The organism is Photobacterium sp. 1_MG-2023, assembly GCF_030547945.1.
In the GTDB taxonomy this organism is placed as follows: Bacteria; Pseudomonadota; Gammaproteobacteria; order Enterobacterales; family Vibrionaceae; genus Photobacterium.
The window spans coordinates 286041-308589 of the sequence record NZ_JAUORR010000003.1; the positions used below are offsets into that span (position 1 = coordinate 286041).

Consider the following 22549-nt stretch of genomic DNA (forward strand, 5'->3'; position numbering starts at 1 on the left):
CGGTGTAAGCATTAGACGGACTGTGCGACGAACTTCAGCATGTCATCGGCAGCAGAAACGACTTTGGCGTTCATTTCATAAGCGCGCTGTGTAGTGATCATGTCGACCATCTCTTCCACAACCTGAACGTTGGAACCTTCCAGTGCGCCCTGCTTGATTGAGCCCGCACCATCCAGGCCCGGCACCAGTTCATCCGGCTGACCACTGGCTTCAGTCTGGCGATACAGGTTGCCGCCCAATGCTTCCAGACCCGCCGGGTTCACAAACTGCGCCAGAGTGATCTGACCCAGTTCTTGTGGCTGCGGGTCGCCTGCAACCTGCGCCGACACAATACCGTCGACTGAAATGCTGATGCGGGTTGCGTTGTTCGGGATCTCAATTTGAGGCACCAGAGGCAGGCCCTGAGTGTTCACCATCAGGCCTTCAGAGTTCACGTGGAACTGGCCGTTTCGGCTGTACATCAGCTCGCCGTCAGAGTTTTCGATCTGGAAGAAACCGCCCCCCATGATGGCCATGTCCAGTTCCTGATTGGTGTTCGAGTTGTTGCCCTGTGTGAACACCTTCTGGGTGCCGACAACGCGCACACCACTACCCAGCTGAACACCCGTCGGCAGTTCGTTCACCTGATCCACCGGTGCACCCGGCTGGCGCTGAATGGTGTAGAACAAATCTTCGAAGACAACGCGATCGCGTTTGAAGCCAACTGTGTTTACGTTTGCCAGGTTGTTCGAAATGGCGGTCATCTTGGTGTCTTGCGCCGCCATACCTGTTTTACTGACCCATAATGCAGAGTGCATGCGAGTTCTCCTTATTCTTAACCGTTGCGTAGCAGGCGGTTACCAGCCTGAGCGAGTTTTTCTGCGGTTTTCATCATCCGCACCTGCATTTCAAAATTACGTGTCAGAGACATCACACTGACCAGCTCATCAATGGCGGAAACGTTACTTCCTTCCAGATGTTCCGGGGCCAGTTTCACGGTCGCATCGGCAGCAAAATCATTACCGTCACGCGCCTGAAGCAAACCGTTATTGATTTTCTGAACCGTATTGTTTTCCGGTTTCACCAGTTTGATCTGGCCGACTTCAAGTTCTGCGCCGCCACCCGGTGGGATCACAGAAACCATCCCGGTTTCACTCACATCAATGCTCTGATAAGCCGGAATGACGATTGGATTGCCTTCTGCCATCACCGGGAAGCCGTTGATGGTCAGGTTGCCTTCCTGATCGATTTTCATGTTACCGGCACGGGTATATGCTTCGGTCCCGTCAGGTAGCTGTACGGTCAGGAAACCATCGCCGTTCACCGCGATATCCAGTTTCCGGCCAGTCTTCACCATGTCGCCTGAATCAAAACGCGTGGAAGCCGAGTTGGTCACGACCATGGTGCTGCCATCAAAACCACGGCCTTCAATGGCGTAGCTGCGGGCGCGTTCCATGTCGGCACGGAAACCTGTGGTGTCTGCGTTTGACAGGTTGTTAGAGCGCACTTGCTGTGCGCTCAGTACCCGGCTGGCCCCACTGGTTGCTGTATAAAGCAAACTATCCATTTACGAACCCTTAAATCGCGTTGAACAGCGCCTGAGTCAGCTGCTCTGTGGTCGAGATAGTTTTAGCGTTCGCCTGATAGTTGCGCTGTGCTGTCATCAGGTTCACCAGCTCACTGGTCAGATCCACGTTCGAACCTTCCAGTGCACCCGGCGTCAGACCACCCAGCGTACCGCTGCCAGGCTGACCAGTAATCGGTGCACCAGACGCGAAGCTTTGCTGCCAACCGGTGTTGCTCACTTTCACCAGCGCCTGCGGGTTTGCGAAATCAGCCAGCATCACCTGACCTTGCAGCAGGGACTGACCATTGGTGTAAGTGGCGTAAACCATGCCGTTATCTTCAACACGCACACCCGTCAGCTCACCGGAAGAATACCCGTTCGGGTTATTCGTGCTGGTCCCGAAGTCTGCACCGAACTGCGTCGTACCCTGCAGATCGATATCAACGCTCATCGGGTCAGCACCCGCTGGGTTAAATGCCACGTTAAACGGTGCGACCGGTGCGTTCAGCGTACCGTCGGTGTTAAATGTTGCTGCCTGAGTCGCAGCAGGGGCTGCACCGTCCACAGACACATGGATGTCCCATGCGTTCGCACCCGTTTTCACGAAGTACTGTGTCATGGTGTGCGGGTTACCCAGCGAGTCATACACCTTGGTGGTGTAAGACGAGTTATACGTGTCGTGATCCGTCATATCGAACGGTGCAACCGCCGGGGTATTCACGCGGGAGTCGAAGTTCGCCACAAAATCAATGCGGTCGGTCGCTTTCGCCGCCAGAGAAGCGGTTTTAATCTGCAGATCGCCTGTTGCGCCAGATTGCAGGTTGTTGTTGGCATCTACGGTATAGCCTTGCAGCTTCATCCCGGTGTTGCTGGTGATGAAGTTGTCTTTATCTGTGTTGAAAACACCAGAACGGGTATAAACCACCTGACCTGAGGTATCTTTGGTAACAAAGAAACCACTGCCGCCAATCGCCAGATCCAGTGAACGGCCGGTGCCGGACACGTTGCCATTTTTATCGAAGTTCTGGGAAATGGAAGCCACTTCCACACCGCCAGCCTGCAAACCGTTGTAAACGGATGCGAATTCAGTCCGTGACTGTTTGAAGCCCGTGGTAGACACGTTCGCAATGTTGTTACTGATGGTATTCAGTTGAGTATTGGTGGCTCCCAGGCCACTCAGCGCGATATCAAAACTCATGTTATCCTCGTTATCTTGTATGAAAATCAGCTGCCGAACTGGCTAATCTGGTAGAAAGGAACACTGCCGACACCGGCAACATTCACCAGGGCAGAACCCCCGTTACTCGGAACTCGAACCTGCTCAACCTCACCTGCCAGCAGTATTTTTGGCTGAGCCTGTCCTTCCTGCAATTCAACGGATACGGTGTAGTTCCCTTTCGGTAACCCCAGTTCTTCCGCATCAATCGAAAAATCTAAATCGCCAGCACCATGCGCACCCAGCGCGACTTTGGACTTCCGGCCATATTCATCTTCCAGAATCAGGTTGACCTGATTTGATGCATGCGCCAGTTCGATTTTTCCGCTCTGGACACTGTCTTCGTCCAGCGCCATCTCATTGGTATCGACATACACGGTCTGTCCGACCAGACCCGCCGTTGCCAGCACCTGCATGTTGTCCATCAAGACCATGCTGTTTTGCATCATCTTGGCCATGTTCTCGGTACTCTGAACCTGCGAGAACTGCGCCAGCTGACCGACATATTCCGTGCCGTCCAGCGGGTTCAGTGGATCCTGGTTTTGGATCTGCGCCACCATCAGAGTCAGGAATTCGTTTTCCAGCGACTGAGCGCTGTTGGCATTTCCCTGAACGCCGGTCTTCGCGCCCGTCGCTGTATTCGGTGAATCACCGTTCAGCGCGGTGTACTGTGCTAGACTCATCGTCCTTCTCCCAGCCTCAAGAGGCCCTGCTGCATGCTTTTCACATTCGCCAGCACTTCCACATTGGTCTCGTAGCTGCGCGTGGCTGACATCATGTCTGCCATTTCCGCCACCACATCAATGCCCGGATAGAAGACATAGCCTTCATCATTGGCCAGCGGATTGCTTGGCTCAAAGCGCTTATCGACTTTGCCTTCGTGCTTGACCACATCCACAATGCGCACTTCTGCATTCGGATACACGTCTTTCTCAGCCGAAAGTTGTGTCTGGCCGTAGACCGTGGCAAACACTGGCTTCAGTGCTTTGTACGTATCGTTCGGGTTGCTGGCGACTGCGTCTGCATTCGCCAGGTTACTGGCTACCGTGTTCAGACGAACGGTTTGCGCCGTCATGGCAGAGCCAGCGATTGAGTAGATGTCCGTAAAAGCCATAGTGATTAACGTCCCTCAATTGCTTTTGCCAGCCCGCTGAATTTCATGTTCATGAAAGTCAGGCTGGTTTGAAAATCCATGTTGTTCTGGGCAAACTTGGCTTGCTCAACACCCAGTTCAACGGTATTGCCGGTTTGACTGTTCTGATAAGGCACGCGATATTTCGCACTCACAGCCATTTCCGGTGGCGGGGTATCCACGCGTGAGCTTGTGTTTTTCATCACGGTTTCAAAAGCCAGGTCTCTGGCGTAATACCCAGGGGTATCGACATTTGCTAAGTTGCTTGCCAATACTTTGCTGCGCTGTACCCTGAAATTGAGCGCATCAGGATGAACACCGAGCGCATTTTCAAAACTGATCGCCATTGTTGTTCCTTAATTCGGTCACGCTTACGCAGTTAGTCACGCTGTATTCATAAACAAGAAACATGCCAATATTTTATGCTTTATTTTTCAGATAGTTACAAAGAGGAAGGGAAGCGGAACTTCCGCATTTCAACCCGTAAGCGGAAGTCAGGAAATGTCGCTTTCAGCGCAAAAATATCCGCCCTGATCACCCTGAGTGTGTTGACGTCATCGGTACAGGCCAGTGACAGAACACCGCTGGAGACGAAGCAACTTTCGTCGTGGGTCAACACGAAAATCGAACAGGAAATCGCCAGTTACGCGAAAAGACAACGCTGGCCAGACTATGAAACTGAAATTGAACTCAGTATTCCTGCCTCGGCAGACCATTTGCCGGCCTGCCCGACGGCTTTGTATATCAGTGCAGCGGATCAGCAAAACCTGCCGGTTGGCTATTTACGACGTCAGGTGGAATGTCAGTCGGGTTCGCAACCCTGGAAACTGAATGTCACGGCACAGGTCCGCTTAAGAATTCCTGTGATCGTGGCAGCCACCCATATCCGGCGGGATACAAAACTCTCGGCAACCATGCTCAAAACACAGACACTCACCCTCAGCCGGGATGAAGCCTTTGCAACCCGTCCGGAACAGGTGCTCGGACAGCGCACGCTACGTCGGATCCGCAGTGGTCAGGTCATCAGTCCGCTTCAGCTTCAGCCCCTGTGGCTGGTTGAGGACGGCGAAAGTGTCATGATTATTGCAAGTAAAAACGGGATGGAAGCGAGCATGAAAGGCGAAGCCCTGCAAAATGGGGTTAAAGGTGAGCAGATCTCTGTCCGCAATAGTACTTCAGGCAAGGTCATTGATGTGATCGTGGTTGACCGGGGAAAAGTCCAAACAATTTTTTAATTTCCGGCGGAAACGGTCGCCCTTCCTGATCAGGGAAGTAATTTGACCTTCATTCAAAAATCAGCGGTAAAATTTCAGGCAGGATAAGTTCATGAAAATCGACAAAGTTTTTAATTCTCAGGTGGCATCGTCCACTCAGCGTCCATCCGGCCCGGCACAACTTGAAACCGCAGGCAAATCGAAAAGCCTTGAACCTGTCATCAGCACCAGTAACCAAGTGATTGCTGAGGCGCAGAAAGAGCTGGCCGAATTGCCGGAGATCGACATGGAAAAAGTTGCTGCCGTGAAACAAGCACTGGCAAAAGGTGATCTGAAACTGGACGTAGAAACATTGTCCAGTGCGATCCTTGAGTTCCATACCGGACACAACTGAGGTCTTTATGAGTAAACAGCAGATAGTGAAAACACTGATTCAGGGGATTCGTCGCGATCTTCACGCTTATCAGCAACTGGGTCAGCTGATGCTGCGTCAGCAAGCAAGTTATCTGCAATTCGACGGCTCTTCTCTGTCTGACCTGGTCAGTCGTCAGGAGCCGTTACTGCTTCAACTCCAGCAAAGTGCAAAGCACAGGTCTGATCTACTGAAGTCACTGGGTCTGCCCGGAGACAAGCGCGGCATGGCGTTGTTGCTGAAACGACTGCCTTCTCCGCTCAATTTGAAGGTCCGTCAGAGCTGGCAACAATTGGAAAGCCAGATTCATTCATGCCAGAAAACCAATCAGGTGAATGGCAATTTATCGGCTTCTTATGGCGAAGTCTTACGCCAGCTCAAAGGTGAACCAGATTACGGCACAACCTTAATGCAAAGCTGAGATGAAAAAACAACACGGCACCCGCAGCCGGCTGATGGCTGTGTTGTGTCTGACAGGTCTGTTTTTATGGATACCGGGAACTGCGTCTGCTGACCCGGCGAACCCGTCTTTCTCGCTCAGTGCGGAAGCCCTTCAGGCGCAGGTCGACCGGCTGCTGCCACACAAAAAAGTGATTGAACGGCACTTGCTGAGAAACCGGGAGACCCTGCTGGCGATTGAGACATCGCTCCGGCAGAAATCCCTGCCCCTCAGCCTGGCCCTCTTACCCATGATTGAATCAACCTTTCGGGTTGATGCGGTATCTCATGCCAATGCAGCCGGCCTCTGGCAATTAATCCCGGCCACCGCGAAACGTTTCGGACTTCGGGTCGAACAGGATCACGATGAAAGGTTTGATGTCGCCAGAAGTACGCAGGCGGCCGTGGCTTATCTCTCGTTTCTGTACAAGAAATTTGATCAGGATTTATCGTTAACACTGGCCGCTTACAATGCCGGGGAAGGCCGGGTCAGCCGTGCCATGAAACGGGCGAACAGTCGTCAATTCAGTCAACTGGTTCTGCCCCGGGAAACCCAGGACTATGTCCATAAATTCCATGCGCTCCTCTCTGTTGTCGATTTGAAGACACTCACGCAACCTCCACCGTTATCGCCAGATGCACGCTGGTTGGCACTCCCCAAGGCGCCGACTGATCTGGAAAGCCGTATCCTCATGGATCTCTTTGCCAAACGTGACGTCATCAATATGGCGCCAGTCCAACCCCTCATTGCCTTATAACAGCGATCCTCGCACATCTGCGAACGGTTCCTATACTGAACATTGATATATTTATTAATGCGCTACTTGCCCCGCAATGAGTGCCCTTTCCATGTGCATCTAAAAGGACACGTTATGTCAGAGACGATTCAGGCTGGTCTGATTGGAATTTTTTGTCTGCTGCTGCTTTCCGGATGTGACCGTGAAGACGCACAAAATAAAGCGCTGATCAAAGCCCTCGAAAATAAAGTGGAGATGCTTGAACAGCAGCTGGACACCCAACCCGACACCATGAGCCTGAGTCAGGATGCCAACCGGGTGACTGAACTGGAAAATGAAGTCAATTCGCTGAGAGAGCGGCTGAGTCATCAGATCAGCTTCTCTGCGACGCTGGCACAGATCACAGAAAAAGGCTATCTGGAATGCGGTGTCAGCACAGGACTTCCCGGATTTTCCATGCCAAATGCCAAGGGTGAATGGCACGGGCTGGATGTTGAATTCTGTCAGGCGGTTGCCGCTGCGGCACTGGGCGACAAAGCCAAGGTCAAATTCATTCCGCTCAATGCCAGAGAACGCTTTAAAGCGCTGCAAAGTGGTGACATTGATCTGCTCTCCCGAAATACGACCTGGACACTTCAGCGCGACACGGCACTGGAACTGCATTTTGCCGGGGTTCTTTTTTACGACGGTCAGGGCTTTATGGTCAAAAAATCGCTGAATGCCAATACCGCGAAAGATTTATCCGGCGCCAGTATCTGTGTTCAGTCGGGCACAACCACGGAACTGAATCTGGAGGATTATTTCAAGCTCAATCAGCTCACTTATACGCTGGTGCCTTTTGATACGGCCAAAGAAACCATCGTCGGATTTGAAGAAAACCGCTGCGATGTCCTGACCGCGGATCAGTCTGGCCTCTATGGGCTGCGCCTGAGCCTGAAAAATGCAGAAGATGCCGTGATTCTGCCTGATATCATTTCAAAAGAACCCCTCGGCCCTGTGGTCCGGCAAGGCGACGACCAATGGTTTAACATCGTGAAATGGACGCTGAATGCCATGATCAATGCCGAAGAGCTGGGCATCACGTCAGAAAATATTGATACGATGAAAAATAGTGATATCCCAGAAATCCGCCGCTTTCTGGGCCTTGACGGTCCGCAAGGCAAAAGCCTTGGCCTGAATCCGGACTGGGCATATCAAATCATCAAGCAGGTTGGCAACTATGGCGAAAGTTTTGATCGCACTGTGGGTGTCCAGTCGCCCCTGCACATTCAGCGTGCGCAAAATCATCTGTGGTCACAAGGCGGCTTGCACTATGCGCCTCCGATCCGCTAGCATGAATGTCAGTTTCGTACTCTGGCGCGGACAGGCAAGAAAGTTACAGACTGTTACATCTTTGTACTCGGGATTTACACGTCCTCCAGTATCATGAGCTGCATGGTCTGTAAGATATTTTTCTTCTGTTTCGGCTCAAGAAATCAACCGCTTGCTATTGATTTCTGACGAAATGGTCGCCATATAAGGCATACTGGATTTCAACAATAACCCTAAGGGGAAGATTTTATGAACGATCGTATTGTCCGTAGTAATAGCTACGAAGGCGTACTGTCAACCAACAAGGTGCTGCGAAACACTTACTTCCTGCTGTCTCTGACACTGCTGTGGTCAGCGATGGTCGCTGGCGTTTCGATGGCATTTAACCTGCCATATCCTGGCATTATTATTACGCTGGTTGGTTTTTACGGTCTGCTGTTCCTGACCGAGAAAAACCGTGATAACAGCATGGGTCTGGTGTTCACCTTCCTGCTGACCGGCTTTATGGGTTATACCCTCGGCCCGATTCTGAATGCTTATATTGGCGCGGGCATGGGCAGAGTGATTCTGCCAGCTCTGGGTGGTACTGCATTAACCTTCATGGTGTGTTCAGCTTATGCACTGACCACCAAGCGTGACCTGTCCTTCCTGGGCGGTATGCTGCTGGCTGGTTTCATTGCTATTATCGTTGCCATGGTTGCAAACATCTTCCTGAAATTGCCAATGCTGTCGCTGGCAATCAGTGCGATGTTTGTGCTGTTCTCATCAGCAGCGATTCTGCTGACCACGCAGAATATCGTTCGTGGTGGTGAAACCAACTACATCTCTGCGACCGTGACGCTGTATGTGTCGATTTACAACCTGTTCATCAGCCTGCTGCAAATTCTGGGTGTGATGGGCAGCGACGACTAATTGAGTCGCGCATCATCATCTTGCGAAAGCGCCCTTCGGGGCGCTTTTTTGTTTTTCAGCCAAGCCAGACTTGCACCGTTTTCCGGGAATCACTATCCTTGCCGGGTTAACAACTGCGAGAAGTACCATGCTTGAACTGAACGGTAAAACGATTGAAACCGACGCACAGGGTTATTTGAAGAATGTGGCCGACTGGGCGCCCGAACTGGTGCCGTTGCTGGCTCAGGAAGAAGGCGTCGCGCTGACAGACGCCCATTGGGAAGTTGTCCATTTTGTGCGTGAATTCTATCTGGAATTTAATACGTCACCTGCGATTCGGATGCTGGTGAAAGCCATGGCAAAACAGTACGGTGAGGAAAAAGGCAGCTCAAAGTACCTGTTCAAGCTCTTTCCGAAAGGTCCGGCGAAACAGGCCACAAAACTGGCGGGACTGCCGAAACCGGCCAAATGCCTTTAAGCCTGTTCGATAATCTGCCGGAGTATCCACCACTCCGGCTACATAATTTCAAATCCATCTAAAGCCCGCCAGGCAACATCATCTCGGTTCAGGCTGTCCACCCGGGATGTACGGGGCCCGGTTTCCAGCCATTGAACCAATTGTTCAACTTTCTCCGGCTTACCGCAGGCCAGCACTTCGACACTGCCATCCGGTAAATTCTTTGCGTATCCGCTCAGACCAATTCTTAACCCTTCATGTGCGGTATGAAACCGAAATCCAACCCCCTGAACATGGCCCGTTACACGAACCATGACACAAATTTGTGACATAAATCACCTCAAGATCAGTCTGTTTTCATAGATAAAAAGATTAGTATTCACTGACGCTACAACACCTCATTCATTCAGGAAGAGAAAATGAAAGAAGTTGCATTTCGATGGATAGACAAGTACCTCATTCACCTCAAGCTTCAGGAGAAGTTCTATTTACTGTTCCTCCTCCCCCTTTTGGGAATGATCACTGTCAGTGCAATTTTAGCTGATGCTGGTGAAAAGCAGTATCAATCACTTATCACCCTCAATCTTGAATCTGCCGCCACTTTACTTGCTGAACAACAAGCGTCTCAGTCGGACGCTGCAGGGTTATTACAAGGAAGCCAGATTGCAATTGGCCGCGGCGAACATGCAGTTCCGGTACCCGGCATGCATTACAGTCTGATTTCGACGAATCAATCCAGCCTGTTTGATTTTCTGTCAGGGCTCCAGCTCACGCTTGCCGCTGGCATCATGATCATCACATTTGCGGCAGTCTATTACATCATGACATTCATTGGCGGCGCGATGTTCACCACCCACCGTGCCCTGAATACGCTGGCAGATGGCGATCTGACTCAGCGTCTGAATTTTTTCAAGGTCCGTGACGAATTCAGCCTGATTGCCATCACGATTGATAAAGTCGCTGAACGGGAACAACAACTGGTTCTGGCAACGCAGGAAGCCACCGCACTCATGCAGCAAATCAGCAGCGAGCTCCGTCAGCGCAGTATGAAGACGGAAAATCTGTCGACCGAACAGCAAGAACATCTCGATTCTCTGGCCAGCGCAACCGAAGAAATGGCTTCATCGATCCGCGAGGTTGCTGCCCATGCGCACGATACCTCTGAACAGACCCGAGAAGCACAGCAAGTGACGGAGCAAGGACGCTCACAGGTCGGCAATACGAAACAGGCGATCAACCAGCTGACCCGCGAGATTCATCAGGCTGCTGAAGCGGTGAATGAACTGGACAGCAATGCCGCGAAGATTGATGCCGTCGTCACAACCATCAACGCCATTTCAGAGCAAACCAACCTGCTGGCGCTGAATGCAGCGATTGAAGCGGCGCGCGCCGGTGAACAAGGCCGCGGATTTGCCGTGGTTGCAGATGAAGTCCGGACACTGGCAGGCCGCACGCAAACGGCAACCGTTGAAATTCAGCAGATGATTGAGTCACTGCAGAAGAACAGTCAGACGCTGATGAGCGTGATGCAAAGTACGGTCACCAATGCCGGGGAAAGTGAAACCCTGATGGATTCAGTGGATCAGCAAATCACACAGATTGCTGGTCGCAATCAGCACATCTCGGACCGCAGCACCGAGATCGCCGCTGCCGCCGAGCAGCAAGGCACCGTCGCCGATGGCATCGCCAGCAGTGTAGAACAGGTTCGGGAACAATCCCGGCAGGTCAAAGCCGTCATTGGCCAGACGGCTTCCGACATTGAACGCCTGAACCAGCAGGCACAGCAGCTCGAAGTGCTGATGAACGGCGTCAGAGCCTGATTCAGAACGAACCGCAATGCCTGTCTTCCCTCCCCTTTATCTGGGAGGGATATCCCTTCCAGGCTTCCCCTTGATCAGGTGAACTTCACTATTCCTGAAATGCCCTGACTTCCGGTTGATTTTCCGTCCTGCGGACAAGATAATACGCCCCCATTCTTTTACAGCTTCTGGTCTGAACATGACAGCTTCTATCTATCTGGTGAAAGGGCGTGAAAAATCGCTGCGTCGCCGCCATCCTTGGGTTTTTTCGCGTGGAATTCAGCGTGTTGAAGGTCAACCGGGTCTGGGTGAGACCGTAGACATCTTTGATCACAAAGGCGAATGGCTGGCGCGTGGTGCCTATTCTCCGCAATCTCAAATTCGTGTCCGTGTCTGGACTTTTGACCAGAACGATACCATCGACACAGCGTTCTTTATCAAACGCCTGCAGGCAGCGCAGCAACTGCGTGACATTCTGGCGGCACGAGACGGACTGACGGGCTACCGTTTGATCGCTGCAGAGTCTGACGGCTTACCGGGGATCACCATTGACCGTTATCAGGATTTCCTGGTGTGCCAGTTGCTGAGTGCCGGTGCAGAAGCGCAGAAAGACAATCTGGTTGAGGCGCTGAAAGCCTGCTATCCGGATTGCAGTCTCTATGAGCGCTCAGATGTGTCTGTCCGCAAGAAAGAAGGCCTGAAACAACGCACGGGCGTGCTGCATGGAAACACGCCGCCATCCGTTGTCACCATTGAAGAAAACGGCATTAAAATCAATGTGGATATCGTGGGCGGCCACAAGACTGGTTTCTATCTGGATCAGCGAGACAGCCGTCAGGCAGCCATCAAGTACGTAAAAGGTAAACGCGTGCTGAACTGCTTCTGCTACACCGGTGGTTTTGGCCTCTATGCGCTGAAAGGCGGTGCGGATCAGGTCATCAATGTCGATGTCTCCCAGCCTGCGCTGGATACAGCGCGTCAAAATGCTGAAATCAACGCTCTGCCGCTTGAGCACGCTGAATTCGTGAATGCAGACGTGTTCAAATTACTGCGTGAATATCGTGAGCGTGGCGAGCAGTTTGATGTGGTGATCATGGATCCGCCTAAGTTTGCGGAATCAAAGGCACAGCTGGTCGGGGCCTGCCGTGGTTATAAAGACATCAACATGCTGGCGATGCAAATCCTGAAGCCAGGCGGCACCTTACTGACCTACTCTTGCTCAGGACTGATGGACAACAGTCTGTTCCAGAAGATTATTGCGGATGCTGCGCTGGACGCAAAACGCGAGGTTCAGTTCATTGAACGATTCAGTCAGGCGGCGGATCACCCGCTGGACTCTGCCTATCCTGAAGGTTTTTATCTGAAAGGATTTGCCTGTTACGTGAAGTAACAGTTGATAGAGAAGTAAATTACAGAAAAAAAAATGGTTTTTCACTGACTCGATGGAGATAGTATCGAGTCAGGAAAAACCAAAACCGGAACAAAAGTAGCTAATGAAAGTTGTTAGCCAAGAGAGTGTTGAATCGGTACTTGTGGTGCCGCCCTTAAACCAGCGGAATTAACTCCAGTCCCAGCACACAGCTGATCCCGGTGACCACGAACAGTGATGTCTTAAAGACTGATTTTGACCACTGCACAAAATTGTTCTCATCCAGAGAACGAAACGTGACGACACACCACCACAGGCAGACACCTGACGTCACGAGTAAGTATTCATATCCACTGAAGCCCAGCGCAAACATTGCCAGCGCGACCGCGGTAAATGCCACGACATAGGCCATCATATGACGGCGGGCTTTCTGAATGCCTGCAACAACCGGCAACACCGGAATCCCAGCATTCTTGTAGTCCTGCATGCGGAACATGGCAATCGCATAGGAATGCGGCATTTGCCACAGGCAGAACATCGTAAACAGTAAAATCGCTTCCAGGCTAATGTAGTTCGTGACAGCCAGATAGCCAACCAGCGGCGGAACGGCCCCCGAAACACTGCCCACCAGCGTGCCATACACCGAGGTACGCTTGTACCACATGGTGTAGAAGAACACGTAAAACACAAACCCAAGCAATACGACAACGGCAGACAGCGGATTCGCCTGTTGATAGAGCAGCACTGTCCCGGACAGCAGCAGTACAATCGCGTAAACGAATGCAATATCAACATTGATCGCCCCGGTCGCCAGCAATCGGCTTTGGGTACGAGACATCTTCTGATCGATATCCCGGTCAAAAATATTGTTAATCACGCAGCCGGATGCAATCACCAGTGCAACGCCCATCAAGGTGTAGATGAGGAGGGGCCCATTCAGCCCCTCCGTTTTCGCAGCCAGAAAATATCCGGCGGACACCGAAATGAGGTTCCCGATGATGATCCCAGGTTTAGTAATCGAGAGATAACCTTTGATCATATCGTCATCCGGTTTACAGCAGCATGTTCACGTGCAGATTGACCATGATCCAGATGGAACCGGCAATCAGAATCAGCACGATAATCGCGGTGAAAATAAAGGACATGGAGTTCCACAATCCTTGCTCAGAGCGATCCATGTGCAGGAAATACACCAAATGCACCACCAGCTGAACCACGGCACAAACCAGCAGAATGGCGACCGTTGCAGTCGTTGGCAGGCTTTTGGTTGCTGCGAAGTAAAAAGGGATGATGGTCAGAATCAGTGACGCAATAAACCCTTTGATGTAATCACCGTAACCGGTTTGATGCTCTTGCTTCGCCATTACAATACTCCCAACAGGTAAACGATGGTGAATACGCAGATCCAGACAATATCCAGGAAGTGCCAGAACATACTCAGGCAATGGAAACGAGTTTCCATCACATCGTTCAGCCCTTTGGTATTGAGTTGAATCAGGCACACAATCATCCAGATCATCCCGGCAGTGACGTGCAGACCATGGGTTCCGACCAGCGCGAAGAAGGCAGACAGGAACGCACTGCGATCCGGGCCGTAACCTTCCGCAATCAGGTGATGGAACTCATAGATTTCCATCGCCAGAAAGCCAAAGCCCAGCAAGAAGGTGACGTACATCCAGCGTTTCAGGCCATCGACATCTTTGCGTTTCATCGCAATCATGCCGAAGCCGAACGTGATACTACTGAACAGCAGCATCATGGTTTCTGTGAATACAAACGGCAGTTCGAAAATGTGTTTACCACTCGGACCGCCTGCCGTGTTACCACACAACACGGCGTAGGTTGCAAAGAGCGTTGCGAACAGAATGCAGTCACTCATCAGGTAAATCCAGAAGCCAAGCTGCTTGGTTTCACCGATATCGTGATGGTGTTCGTCGTGCTCGTGATGATCAACCGCATTAGTGTGCATAGTCGACCTCCATCTCGTCTTCGTCGTCTTTTGAAGTTGGTGTCGGCGCTGCACCCGCAACACGTGCTTTATGGGCTTCTTCGATGGCTTTCACTTCTTCAACCGTGACGTAGTAGTCCACATCGTCGTTGAAGCTGTGCTTGATCCAAGTCCCGATCATGCCAACCACACCCACAGCAACCAGCCACCACATGTACCAGATCAGACCGAAGCCAAACAGCAGTGCATAAGCAGAGATAATCACGCCTGCGCCTGTGTTTTTCGGCATGTGAATCGGCGCATACTGAACAGGCTGATTCGTTTCACCGCGCTCTTTCTGATACCAGAATGCATCCAGCTCATTGCCTTCAGGCAATTTGGCAAAGTTGTAGAACGGAGGTGGAGACGAAGTCGCCCACTCCAGCGTACGTGCATCCCAAGGATCGCCGGTAACATCGCGCAGCGCTTCACGGTCACGGAAAGTGACGTACAGCTGCATGATCTGACACAGAATACCGCACAGAATCAGAACCGCACCGCAGGCTGCAACAGCCAGCATCGGGAAGTACTGCGGGTCAATATGCTGGCTCAGACGACGGGTCATCCCCATGAAGCCCAGTACATACAGCGGCATAAAGGCAACGAAGAAACCGATGATCCAGAACCAGAAGGCACGAACGCCCCATTTCTCATCCAGTTTGTAGCCTGTCGCTTTCGGGAACCAGTAAGCAAAGCCTGCAAAGCATCCGAAGACCACACCACCGATAATCACGTTATGGAAGTGCGCAATCAGGAACAAGCTGTTATGCAGCACAAAGTTCGCCGCAGGTACTGCCAGCAGTACGCCGGTCATGCCACCAATGGTGAAGGTGAACATGAACCCGATGGTCCACAGCATGGGTGTGGTGAATTTGATCCGGCCACGGTACATGGTGAATAGCCAGTTGAAGATCTTCACCCCGGTCGGAATCGAAATGACCATGGTGGCAATCCCGAAGAAGGCATTCACGTTCGCGCTCGCACCCATCGTAAAGAAGTGGTGCAGCCACACGATAAAGGCCAGGAAAGTGATCACCCCGGTTGCCCACACCAGCGAGGTGTAACCGAACAGCTTCTTGCGCGAGAAGGTCGCAACCACTTCAGAGAACACACCAAAGACAGGTAGCACCAGAATGTAAACTTCCGGGTGACCCCACGCCCAGATCAGGTTGACGTACATCATCATGTCGCCACCCATATCCACGGTGAAGAAGTGAGTGCCCAGATAGCGATCCAGCGTCAGCAGCGCAATGGTGACGGTCAGGATTGGGAACGAAATAATAATCAGAATGTTCGCGCACAGGGATGCCCAGGTGAACACAGGCATCTTCATCATTGGCATCGACGGAGTACGCAGACGCATGATGGTGGTAAAGAAGTTCACCCCGGATAAAGTCGTACCAATCCCGGAGATCTGCAGCGCCCATATCCAGTAATCGACCCCGACCCCGGGACTGTACTCTTTCCCCGACAGCGGTGGATAAGCCAGCCAGCCCGTTTGCGCGAACTCGCCCACGAACAGAGACAGGTTAATCAGCACCACACCCACAACGAACAGCCAGAAGCTCAGGGAGTTCAGGAATGGGAAAGCAACGTCACGCGCACCAATCTGCAGTGGAATCACGATGTTCATCAGGCCGATGATAAACGGCATCGCCATGAAGAAAATCATGATCACGCCGTGTGCAGAAAAGACCTGATCATAGTGATGTGGCGGCAGATAGCCAGTCTCACCCGCGGCAGACAGCACTTGCTGGCTCCGCATCATGATGGCATCGGCAAAGCCACGCAGCATCATCACAAACGCGACGATGATGTACATCACACCAATTTTTTTGTGATCGACAGTAGTGAACCACTCTGTCCAAAGGTAACGCCATTTACCCAGATAGGTAATGCCGCCTACCAGGGCGGCACCGCCCAGCAATACGACCGCCAGCGTCGCCATGAGGATCGGCTCATGGAAAGGAATGGCGTCCAGTGTTAATCGTCCAAACATAATATGTCCTAGAATGTTTGCTCAGCAGAAAATTCCGGCGTGATGGTACACGTCAGAGAACCTTCGAACTGATTCAGAATGGTCAGCAGCATGTCGGAAGGTACATGTGAGTAATAACTGACAGGTACGTTCTCGCTTGGCTTGGCGATGGTTTGGAAGTCGCTCAGTGTTTTCAGTTGATCCTTAGATCCCTGAACTTTCTGAACCCACTCGTCAAAGCTTGCCTGATCAGGCAAAGCCAGCGCTTTGAATTTCATGCCAGAGAAACCGTGACCGCTGTAACCTGATGAAATACCGTCGTAAATGCCGGACTCATCCGCAATCAGGTTCAGTTTGTTCAACATCCCTGTCATGGCATAGATCTGGCTGCCCAACTGAGGAATGAAGAAAGAATTCATCACACTGTTCGACGTGACGTGGAATTCAACCGGAACACCCGTCGGAAATGCAACTTCGTTGATGGTCGCAATGTGCTGATCCGGATAGATAAACAGCCATTTCCAATCGAGTGAAACCACTTCGATTTTCATCGGTTCCACATCGGAAATGATAGGCTGCCGGGGATCAAGCGCATGCGTTGAACGCCAGGTGATCGTGCCCAGAATGGCGATAATAATAATTGGCACTGTCCACACAACCAGCTCGATCTTGGTCGAGTGAGCCCACTCCGGCGTATATTTTTCTCCGGTATTTGATTCACGGTACTTAAATGCAAAGTAGAACGTCATCAAAATCACGGGAATCACGACAATCAACATTAATAACATCGATGTGATTATCAATTCTTTTTCTGCGACCCCAATCCGTCCTTTCGGATCAAGCACCGCAAATTGACATCCTGACAGGAAAAGGCTTGTCAAAAAGACAAAACCACCCGACAAGATATTTTTATATCTTGAGGTTTTCATGTTCTCTCTCAGCTTTTCGGGCAAAAGTCGTCATCAAATCTGCAAACGCAAATCTGTGACTACATGAGTTATTATTTTTGATCTGAATCAAGATGCGCAGAATTGGGCTGATGTCTAATATGTGCTGACCTGACTAATCAGTGCTACGCTTCGTAAACGCTCACTGGTTAACCAAATTGTAACAACTGACATACCTCTCACTGCTTTAGTTACACCCCCATACAAATTGTTACATTTGAAATAGTTTGCCACTTTCGCTTCTGAGTTAACACTCATTAAAAATGAAACTTTAGATCCCCAAATTGAAATCATGCTTAAAAAAAAATCAAAAAATCGAAAAAAGCCGGGATTAACCATACCAAAATAAAGGTTAATCCCGGCTTTTTTCGATTTGAATATGTATGAATGTGTGACAAATTGAATAATAAAAACGACAAGAGCCGAATCATGCTATTAATAAATTTGGCACCGCTCTGATGTTAATTTATTTAACAAACCATCCTTTACATTTAATGAATCATTGCAGCGATACAGCCACAAAGGGTCATTAAAAACAAAAACCACTTCAGCGTTTTTGCGCTGGCCTGAATCGCAAATTTAACTGCCAGATGCGTTCCGAATATGGTCCCCGCAGCCAGAATAAGTCCCGGTAACCAAAGCACCAATCCCTCGTATATAAAAAGGATCAGGGCAACCACAGTGAACATCAGCGTACAGAGCATTTTCAGCGCATTGGCCCGAACCAGATCGTACCTTAATGTTCCAGCCAAAGCCGCCAGTAAGACAAACCCGACTCCCGCCTGAACGAATCCGCCATAGAATCCGGCTAGACCCAGTCCCCACCAAGAACTCGGTGTGTCTGCCACTTTCCGTGCAATAGTGCCAGGCTCTGGTGCAACTGCCGCAGGTTTCAGCAGAATAATCAAAGCCATCGCTAGCATCGTGCCCAGCAACAAAGGTTTAATCCAGGATGAAGGGGCATATGCAGCAGCCGCGGCCCCGACCAAACCACCAATGATCGTGGGCACCATAATGGGCCCGGTGTCCGTCATATCCAGTTTACCGTGACGGCGAAAACCAAACACTGCAGTGATCGCCTGTAACACAACACCTAAACGGTTGGTCGCATTCGCGACCTCAGCCGGCATCCCCATCACCATCAGCGCAGGCAATGTCAGGTTGGATCCCCCCCCCGCTAACGTATTGATAATTCCTGCAATGAATCCCGTGAACAATAATAATGATGCATGAAAAAGGGTGATGTCCATTCGGAATCCTGTCCTCAATTGTCAAATGAATGTAAACCTGAAAATTAACATAGTTCATTTGTAATGTATCGCTAATGCCATGATCAGGCTGATTTTTTACCCTGTAAATTTAAAGCGAGATTTGATTGACCGCACAAAATAACATCATAAATGTTACAGAAATGTGCTTTTTTATTGTGATCATTAGCTAATAAATGAATAAATATGCTCGGTATCTACCACAAAAATCCTATAGTTATTTCACAGCTAATTTTAAGCTTGTTACTTATTTTGTTTGTTTGTTTTTCTCTTAAAGGAACCATAGTGATGTTGAACCTGAAAATGCAGTGTCTGCATGCGAAGCGCGGCTTTACACTCGCCACGCTGAGTGCCGCTTGTTTATTAAGCTTTCAATCCCAGGCAGCGGCGAACTGCCGGCCTGATGGTCTGTATCAAACACCGGGCGTCAATGTCCCCTACTGTACGGTTTATGATCAGGATGGCCGTGAAACAATGGGGGCCGATCATGCGCGACGTGTGATCGGTTATTTCACCAGCTGGCGTAGTAGTGGCGACGCCCAAAGCAATTATCTGGTCAGCGATATTCCCTGGGAGAACCTGACCCACATTAACTATGCCTTTGTTAGCATCGGTTCTGACGGAAAAGTGAACATTGGCAATGTGAACGATCCCAATAACCCTGCCGTTGGGAAAGAATGGCCGGGGGTTGAAGTCGACCCAACACTTGGATTTAAAGGTCACTTCGGTGCACTGGCAACAGCAAAAGCTAAACACGGTGTGAAAACACTGATCTCGATTGGTGGCTGGGCTGAAACCGGTGGCCATTTCGACGAAAACGGCAACCGCGTTGCAGATGGTGGTTTCTACACCATGACCACCAATGCAGATGGCAGCATCAATCATCAGGGAATCCAAACCTTTGCTGACTCTGCCGTCGCCATGATGCGCCAATATAAATTCGATGGTCTGGATATCGACTACGAATATCCGACCAGCATGCAAGGTGCAGGCAATCCAGATGACTTCGCCTACTCAGATGCCATGCGCCCCCATTTGATGAAGTCTTACCATGAGCTGATGAAAGTACTGCGTGAAAAACTGGATCAGGCCAGTGCCCAGGACGGCCACCACTATATGCTGACCATCGCAGCACCATCTTCCGGCTACCTGCTGCGCGGCATGGAAACCATGTCTGTCACCAAGTATCTCGATTACGTCAACATCATGACCTATGACCTGCATGGTGCATGGAACGACTATGTCGGTCACAATGCTTCTCTGTTTGACAGCGGCCTGGATGCAGAGCTTGAAGCGGGCAATGTTTACGGGACAGCACAGTACAAAAAAACCGGTTATCTGAATACTGACTGGGCCTACCACTACTTCCGCGGCTCCATGCCAGCCGGACGAATTAACATCGGTGTTCCTTATTATACACGCGGCTGGCAAGGCGTGAATGGCGGAACCAATGGCCTCTGGGGTCTGGCTGCGCTGCCAAACCAGAGTGATTGCCCTGCCGGTACAGGTGCAGGAACCAGCAAATGTGGTTACGGTGCGGTTGGGATCGACAACATGTGGCACGACAAAGATGCCAATGGCAATGAAATGGGAGCGGGTTCGAACCCAATGTGGCACGCAATGAACCTGGCCAACGGCATTTACGGGACATATACCGCCGCTTACGGTCTGGATCCGGTAAACGATCCACAAGATGCACTGACCGGCACTTACACCCGTCATTATGACAGCGTCTCTGTTGCCCCTTGGTTGTGGAACGCAGAGAAGAAAGTCTTCCTGTCGACTGAAGATCAAGAGTCCATTAACACCAAAGCGAACTACGTCGTCGATCAGGGAATTGGCGGGATCATGTTCTGGGAACTGGCGGGCGACTACAGCTGCTATAACCTGGATGCCAGCGGTAACCGTACGACCGTCGATCCAACAGAAAACGCTTGTAAGACGGGCAACGGCGAATATCACATGGGTAACACCATGACCAAAGCCATCTACGATAAGTTTGCGAGTGCGACACCATATGGCAATACCCTTGCTGAAGGCGCCATTCCGACACACGCCGTGAAAGTGGACGTAGCGGTTTCCGGTTTCAAAGTCGGCGATCAGAACTATCCGTTGAATCCAACCATGACCCTGACGAATAAAACAGGTCAGGCACTGCCAGGCGGTACAGAGTTCCAGTTCGATATTCCGACCTCGACGCCGGACAATATGAGCGATCAATCTGGTGCAAACCTGCAGGTCATCGCATCCGGTCATACCCGTGGCGATAACATCGGTGGTCTGGACGGTAATTTCCATCGTGTTGCTTTCACCCTGCCAAGCTGGAAACAGCTGGCGAATAACGAAAGCTTTGAACTAACGCTGAATTACTTCCTGCCCATTTCCGGTCCGGCAAACTACAGCGTTCGTATCAACAACACAGACTATGCCCTCGCCTTCGAGCAACCTGATTTGCCACTGGCTGATCTGAATAATGGTGGTGGTGACAACGGCGGCGGTGACAACGGCGGAACCTGCTCAACAACGGGGTTGAATACTTATCCAAACTGGCCGCAAACTGACTGGCAAGGTAATCCGAGCCATGCAGCAACCGGTGACAAAATCATTCACAACGGTATTGTCTATCAGGCTAAATGGTGGACAAGCTCTGTCCCTGGCAGCGATGGCAGCTGGGAAACGGTTTGTGCCATTTAATCCTTTCAAAGGATGAGTCAACTTTAGCGGGCAGTTTTGCCCGCTTTTTTTGTCATCGCCTGCGAGAACACTGCATACAACCTGTTTGTTTTTTGACCCATAGACCGAGGAGCCAGGCAAAAAAATGCGAGATTAAGCTCAAAAATCGAACAAACAGAACAGATAGAGTAAATTTTATTGTTTCTCTGCAGTGTCTTGTTTTTTTGTTTTTGAAAACAGAGAGCTAGCTGATTCATATTTCCGATTTTGAAACAATCGTCTGTCAAAACAAATGACAAAAATAAACTTTGATTAAACAATGTTCATTTTTTAATGCGCTGTTTTATATTAATAAATGAATCAAGAGTGAGAAATTTAACAGGGCCCTGACTTAACTCGATTTGACAAAATCCTTATAGAGAGAGGGCTAAAAAATTCAAATCCTATGATAGAGTCGCTTTGTCTTTGGCATAAACCAATTAGAAGAGTGTTATCAGGGAAATGAAACGAGCCATTTACTTTTTTATTTTACTTTTTTGTTATATACCACAATATGCATCTGCAACGACTATTCAGAGTACGGTTCAGCAACCACAAAAAAATACAGATCTTGTCGCAAAGTATGTGTATGAGAAAGCTGGATTGAAAGGAAAACTGGATTTCGATGTCTTTAAAAACGGATATCACGCTTATTATAATGCGCAAGGCCGCAAAAAACAGTTACTGACGATTATTGATTACAGCAAGCCTTCAACGGAAAAGCGTTTTTTTGTGGTTGACCTGAAAACAAACCGACTGCTCTTTCACACCTATGTCACGCATGGCGTCAACAGTGGTGGTGTGACCGCGAAACATTTTTCGAACATCGTCAATTCACGTCAGACATCTTTGGGCACATTTCTGACCGATACAACGTATTACGGTGGAAATGGTTACTCGCTGCGTCTTGATGGACTCACCAAGGGAATGAATGATAATGCGCGTCGCCGTTACATCGTGGTTCATGGTGCACCTTATGCGACGGAAGATTTCATTCGAAGACATGGTTATTTAGGTCGCAGTTGGGGCTGCCCTGCTTTACCGAAGCATTTATCGAAAAAAATCATTGATACGATTAAAGGTGGCAGCGTGATCTACGCTCGAGCATAATTCAAACAATCTGCTTCCTTTTCAT

General features: G+C 50.4%; 23 protein-coding genes and 1 pseudogene. 11 read left to right on the plus strand and 13 right to left on the minus strand.

What is annotated here, in order from left to right; translation table 11 throughout:
• Window positions 1-11: 11 nt before the first annotated feature.
• The 6 genes from flgG to flgB are packed head-to-tail and all read right to left on the minus strand — an operon-like array spanning window position 12 to window position 4241.
• Window positions 12-797 (minus strand): flagellar basal-body rod protein FlgG, encoded by a 786-nt coding sequence (gene flgG / locus Q4579_RS04900; RefSeq protein WP_211648060.1) that lies wholly within the window; start codon window positions 795-797, stop codon window positions 12-14.
• A gap of 17 nt (window positions 798-814) precedes the next feature.
• Window positions 815-1546 (minus strand): flagellar basal body rod protein FlgF, encoded by a 732-nt coding sequence (locus tag Q4579_RS04905; protein ID WP_303562131.1) that lies wholly within the window; start codon window positions 1544-1546, stop codon window positions 815-817.
• A gap of 10 nt (window positions 1547-1556) precedes the next feature.
• Entirely contained in the window at window positions 1557-2744 is a 1188-nt protein-coding gene (flgE, locus tag Q4579_RS04910) for a flagellar hook protein FlgE (RefSeq protein ID WP_303562132.1), read from the minus strand.
• Window positions 2745-2770: 26 nt separating this feature from the next.
• Window positions 2771-3445, minus strand: a complete 675-nt coding sequence (gene flgD, locus Q4579_RS04915) for a flagellar hook assembly protein FlgD (RefSeq protein ID WP_303562134.1) — start codon at window positions 3443-3445, stop codon at window positions 2771-2773.
• Complete coding sequence (gene flgC / locus Q4579_RS04920; RefSeq protein WP_303562136.1) at window positions 3442-3876, minus strand: flagellar basal body rod protein FlgC; 435 nt, start codon at window positions 3874-3876, stop codon at window positions 3442-3444. Before flgC ends, flgD begins: the two co-directional genes overlap by 4 nt.
• A 5-nt stretch (window positions 3877-3881) precedes the next feature.
• Entirely contained in the window at window positions 3882-4241 is a 360-nt protein-coding gene (flgB, locus tag Q4579_RS04925) for a flagellar basal body rod protein FlgB (protein ID WP_211648050.1), read from the minus strand.
• Window positions 4242-4316: 75 nt separating this feature from the next.
• On the opposite strand from flgB, the gene flgA reads away from it, so the two are divergent.
• From flgA to Q4579_RS04960, 7 genes are all read left to right on the plus strand, one after another.
• The gene (gene flgA / locus Q4579_RS04930) at window positions 4317-5129 is read left to right on the plus strand and encodes a flagellar basal body P-ring formation chaperone FlgA (protein ID WP_303562137.1); all 813 of its coding nucleotides are present in this window, start codon (window positions 4317-4319) and stop codon (window positions 5127-5129) included.
• A gap of 91 nt (window positions 5130-5220) precedes the next feature.
• Entirely contained in the window at window positions 5221-5502 is a 282-nt protein-coding gene (gene flgM, locus Q4579_RS04935; RefSeq protein ID WP_303562138.1) for a flagellar biosynthesis anti-sigma factor FlgM, read from the plus strand.
• A 7-nt stretch (window positions 5503-5509) separates the two neighbouring features.
• Window positions 5510-5941 (plus strand): flagellar export chaperone FlgN, encoded by a 432-nt coding sequence (gene flgN / locus Q4579_RS04940; protein ID WP_303562139.1) that lies wholly within the window; start codon window positions 5510-5512, stop codon window positions 5939-5941.
• A 1-nt stretch (window position 5942) separates the two neighbouring features.
• On the plus strand, window positions 5943-6716 hold the full coding sequence (locus tag Q4579_RS04945; RefSeq protein ID WP_303562141.1) for a lytic transglycosylase domain-containing protein: 774 nt from the start codon (window positions 5943-5945) through the stop codon (window positions 6714-6716).
• 270 nt (window positions 6717-6986) lie between these two features.
• Entirely contained in the window at window positions 6987-8027 is a 1041-nt protein-coding gene (locus Q4579_RS04950; protein WP_303562192.1) for an amino acid ABC transporter substrate-binding protein, read from the plus strand.
• A 228-nt stretch (window positions 8028-8255) separates the two neighbouring features.
• A complete protein-coding gene (locus Q4579_RS04955; protein WP_303562142.1) occupies window positions 8256-8918 on the plus strand; it encodes a Bax inhibitor-1/YccA family protein in 663 nt (220 codons plus the stop codon).
• A 127-nt stretch (window positions 8919-9045) separates the two neighbouring features.
• Window positions 9046-9375 (plus strand): TusE/DsrC/DsvC family sulfur relay protein, encoded by a 330-nt coding sequence (locus tag Q4579_RS04960; RefSeq protein WP_303562144.1) that lies wholly within the window; start codon window positions 9046-9048, stop codon window positions 9373-9375.
• Window positions 9376-9413: 38 nt separating this feature from the next.
• On the opposite strand, the gene yccX is transcribed toward Q4579_RS04960, so the two are convergent.
• The gene (yccX, locus tag Q4579_RS04965) at window positions 9414-9686 is read right to left on the minus strand and encodes an acylphosphatase (RefSeq protein WP_303562145.1); all 273 of its coding nucleotides are present in this window, start codon (window positions 9684-9686) and stop codon (window positions 9414-9416) included.
• A gap of 87 nt (window positions 9687-9773) precedes the next feature.
• On the opposite strand from yccX, the gene Q4579_RS04970 reads away from it, so the two are divergent.
• Both Q4579_RS04970 and Q4579_RS04975 read left to right on the plus strand, forming a co-directional pair.
• Window positions 9774-11174, plus strand: coding sequence for a methyl-accepting chemotaxis protein (locus Q4579_RS04970; RefSeq protein ID WP_303562147.1), 1401 nt, complete (start codon window positions 9774-9776; stop codon window positions 11172-11174).
• Window positions 11175-11352: 178 nt separating this feature from the next.
• Window positions 11353-12543 (plus strand): class I SAM-dependent methyltransferase, encoded by a 1191-nt coding sequence (locus Q4579_RS04975; protein ID WP_303562148.1) that lies wholly within the window; start codon window positions 11353-11355, stop codon window positions 12541-12543.
• 154 nt (window positions 12544-12697) lie between these two features.
• Here the strand turns inward: Q4579_RS04975 and cyoE are convergent, their stop codons facing one another.
• From cyoE to Q4579_RS05005, 6 genes are all read right to left on the minus strand, one after another.
• A complete protein-coding gene (gene cyoE / locus Q4579_RS04980) occupies window positions 12698-13561 on the minus strand; it encodes a heme o synthase (protein ID WP_303562150.1) in 864 nt (287 codons plus the stop codon).
• Between the two features lie 13 nt (window positions 13562-13574).
• Window positions 13575-13886, minus strand: a complete 312-nt coding sequence (gene cyoD, locus Q4579_RS04985) for a cytochrome o ubiquinol oxidase subunit IV (protein ID WP_211648022.1) — start codon at window positions 13884-13886, stop codon at window positions 13575-13577.
• Window positions 13886-14491: a cytochrome o ubiquinol oxidase subunit III gene (gene cyoC, locus Q4579_RS04990; protein ID WP_303562153.1), complete on the minus strand. Its 606-nt coding sequence runs from the start codon at window positions 14489-14491 to the stop codon at window positions 13886-13888. Before cyoC ends, cyoD begins: the two co-directional genes overlap by 1 nt.
• Entirely contained in the window at window positions 14481-16508 is a 2028-nt protein-coding gene (cyoB, locus tag Q4579_RS04995) for a cytochrome o ubiquinol oxidase subunit I (protein WP_303562155.1), read from the minus strand. The genes cyoC and cyoB overlap by 11 nt, the downstream gene beginning before the upstream one ends.
• 8 nt (window positions 16509-16516) lie before the next feature.
• Window positions 16517-17416, minus strand: a complete 900-nt coding sequence (gene cyoA, locus Q4579_RS05000) for a ubiquinol oxidase subunit II (protein ID WP_303562156.1) — start codon at window positions 17414-17416, stop codon at window positions 16517-16519.
• Between the two features lie 509 nt (window positions 17417-17925).
• Complete coding sequence (locus Q4579_RS05005; RefSeq protein WP_303562158.1) at window positions 17926-18684, minus strand: sulfite exporter TauE/SafE family protein; 759 nt, start codon at window positions 18682-18684, stop codon at window positions 17926-17928.
• A 405-nt stretch (window positions 18685-19089) separates the two neighbouring features.
• Between Q4579_RS05005 and Q4579_RS05010 the strand changes: the two are divergent.
• Window positions 19090-21396 (plus strand): annotated as a pseudogene (locus tag Q4579_RS05010) (glycosyl hydrolase family 18 protein); the annotation flags it as partial.
• 480 nt (window positions 21397-21876) lie between these two features.
• The gene (locus Q4579_RS05015; protein ID WP_303562159.1) at window positions 21877-22524 is read left to right on the plus strand and encodes a murein L,D-transpeptidase catalytic domain family protein; all 648 of its coding nucleotides are present in this window, start codon (window positions 21877-21879) and stop codon (window positions 22522-22524) included.
• The last annotated feature ends 25 nt before the right edge of the window (window positions 22525-22549 follow it).

What these genes read in the sequence shown, in the direction of transcription:
- flgG (WP_211648060.1), bottom strand. Translation starts at nt 797, where the DNA reads ATGCACTCTGCATTATGGGTCAGTAAAACAGGTATGGCGGCGCAAGAC.
- Q4579_RS04905 (WP_303562131.1), bottom strand. Translation starts at nt 1,546, where the DNA reads ATGGATAGTTTGCTTTATACAGCAACCAGTGGGGCCAGCCGGGTACTG.
- flgE (WP_303562132.1), bottom strand. Translation starts at nt 2,744, where the DNA reads ATGAGTTTTGATATCGCGCTGAGTGGCCTGGGAGCCACCAATACTCAA.
- flgD (WP_303562134.1), bottom strand. Translation starts at nt 3,445, where the DNA reads ATGAGTCTAGCACAGTACACCGCGCTGAACGGTGATTCACCGAATACA.
- flgC (WP_303562136.1), bottom strand. Translation starts at nt 3,876, where the DNA reads ATGGCTTTTACGGACATCTACTCAATCGCTGGCTCTGCCATGACGGCG.
- flgB (WP_211648050.1), bottom strand. Translation starts at nt 4,241, where the DNA reads ATGGCGATCAGTTTTGAAAATGCGCTCGGTGTTCATCCTGATGCGCTC.
- flgA (WP_303562137.1), top strand. Translation starts at nt 4,317, where the DNA reads ATGCTTTATTTTTCAGATAGTTACAAAGAGGAAGGGAAGCGGAACTTC.
- flgM (WP_303562138.1), top strand. Translation starts at nt 5,221, where the DNA reads ATGAAAATCGACAAAGTTTTTAATTCTCAGGTGGCATCGTCCACTCAG.
- flgN (WP_303562139.1), top strand. Translation starts at nt 5,510, where the DNA reads ATGAGTAAACAGCAGATAGTGAAAACACTGATTCAGGGGATTCGTCGC.
- Q4579_RS04945 (WP_303562141.1), top strand. Translation starts at nt 5,943, where the DNA reads ATGAAAAAACAACACGGCACCCGCAGCCGGCTGATGGCTGTGTTGTGT.
- Q4579_RS04950 (WP_303562192.1), top strand. Translation starts at nt 6,987, where the DNA reads ATGAGCCTGAGTCAGGATGCCAACCGGGTGACTGAACTGGAAAATGAA.
- Q4579_RS04955 (WP_303562142.1), top strand. Translation starts at nt 8,256, where the DNA reads ATGAACGATCGTATTGTCCGTAGTAATAGCTACGAAGGCGTACTGTCA.
- Q4579_RS04960 (WP_303562144.1), top strand. Translation starts at nt 9,046, where the DNA reads ATGCTTGAACTGAACGGTAAAACGATTGAAACCGACGCACAGGGTTAT.
- yccX (WP_303562145.1), bottom strand. Translation starts at nt 9,686, where the DNA reads ATGTCACAAATTTGTGTCATGGTTCGTGTAACGGGCCATGTTCAGGGG.
- Q4579_RS04970 (WP_303562147.1), top strand. Translation starts at nt 9,774, where the DNA reads ATGAAAGAAGTTGCATTTCGATGGATAGACAAGTACCTCATTCACCTC.
- Q4579_RS04975 (WP_303562148.1), top strand. Translation starts at nt 11,353, where the DNA reads ATGACAGCTTCTATCTATCTGGTGAAAGGGCGTGAAAAATCGCTGCGT.
- cyoE (WP_303562150.1), bottom strand. Translation starts at nt 13,561, where the DNA reads ATGATCAAAGGTTATCTCTCGATTACTAAACCTGGGATCATCATCGGG.
- cyoD (WP_211648022.1), bottom strand. Translation starts at nt 13,886, where the DNA reads ATGGCGAAGCAAGAGCATCAAACCGGTTACGGTGATTACATCAAAGGG.
- cyoC (WP_303562153.1), bottom strand. Translation starts at nt 14,491, where the DNA reads ATGCACACTAATGCGGTTGATCATCACGAGCACGACGAACACCATCAC.
- cyoB (WP_303562155.1), bottom strand. Translation starts at nt 16,508, where the DNA reads ATGTTTGGACGATTAACACTGGACGCCATTCCTTTCCATGAGCCGATC.
- cyoA (WP_303562156.1), bottom strand. Translation starts at nt 17,416, where the DNA reads ATGAAAACCTCAAGATATAAAAATATCTTGTCGGGTGGTTTTGTCTTT.
- Q4579_RS05005 (WP_303562158.1), bottom strand. Translation starts at nt 18,684, where the DNA reads ATGGACATCACCCTTTTTCATGCATCATTATTATTGTTCACGGGATTC.
- Q4579_RS05015 (WP_303562159.1), top strand. Translation starts at nt 21,877, where the DNA reads ATGAAACGAGCCATTTACTTTTTTATTTTACTTTTTTGTTATATACCA.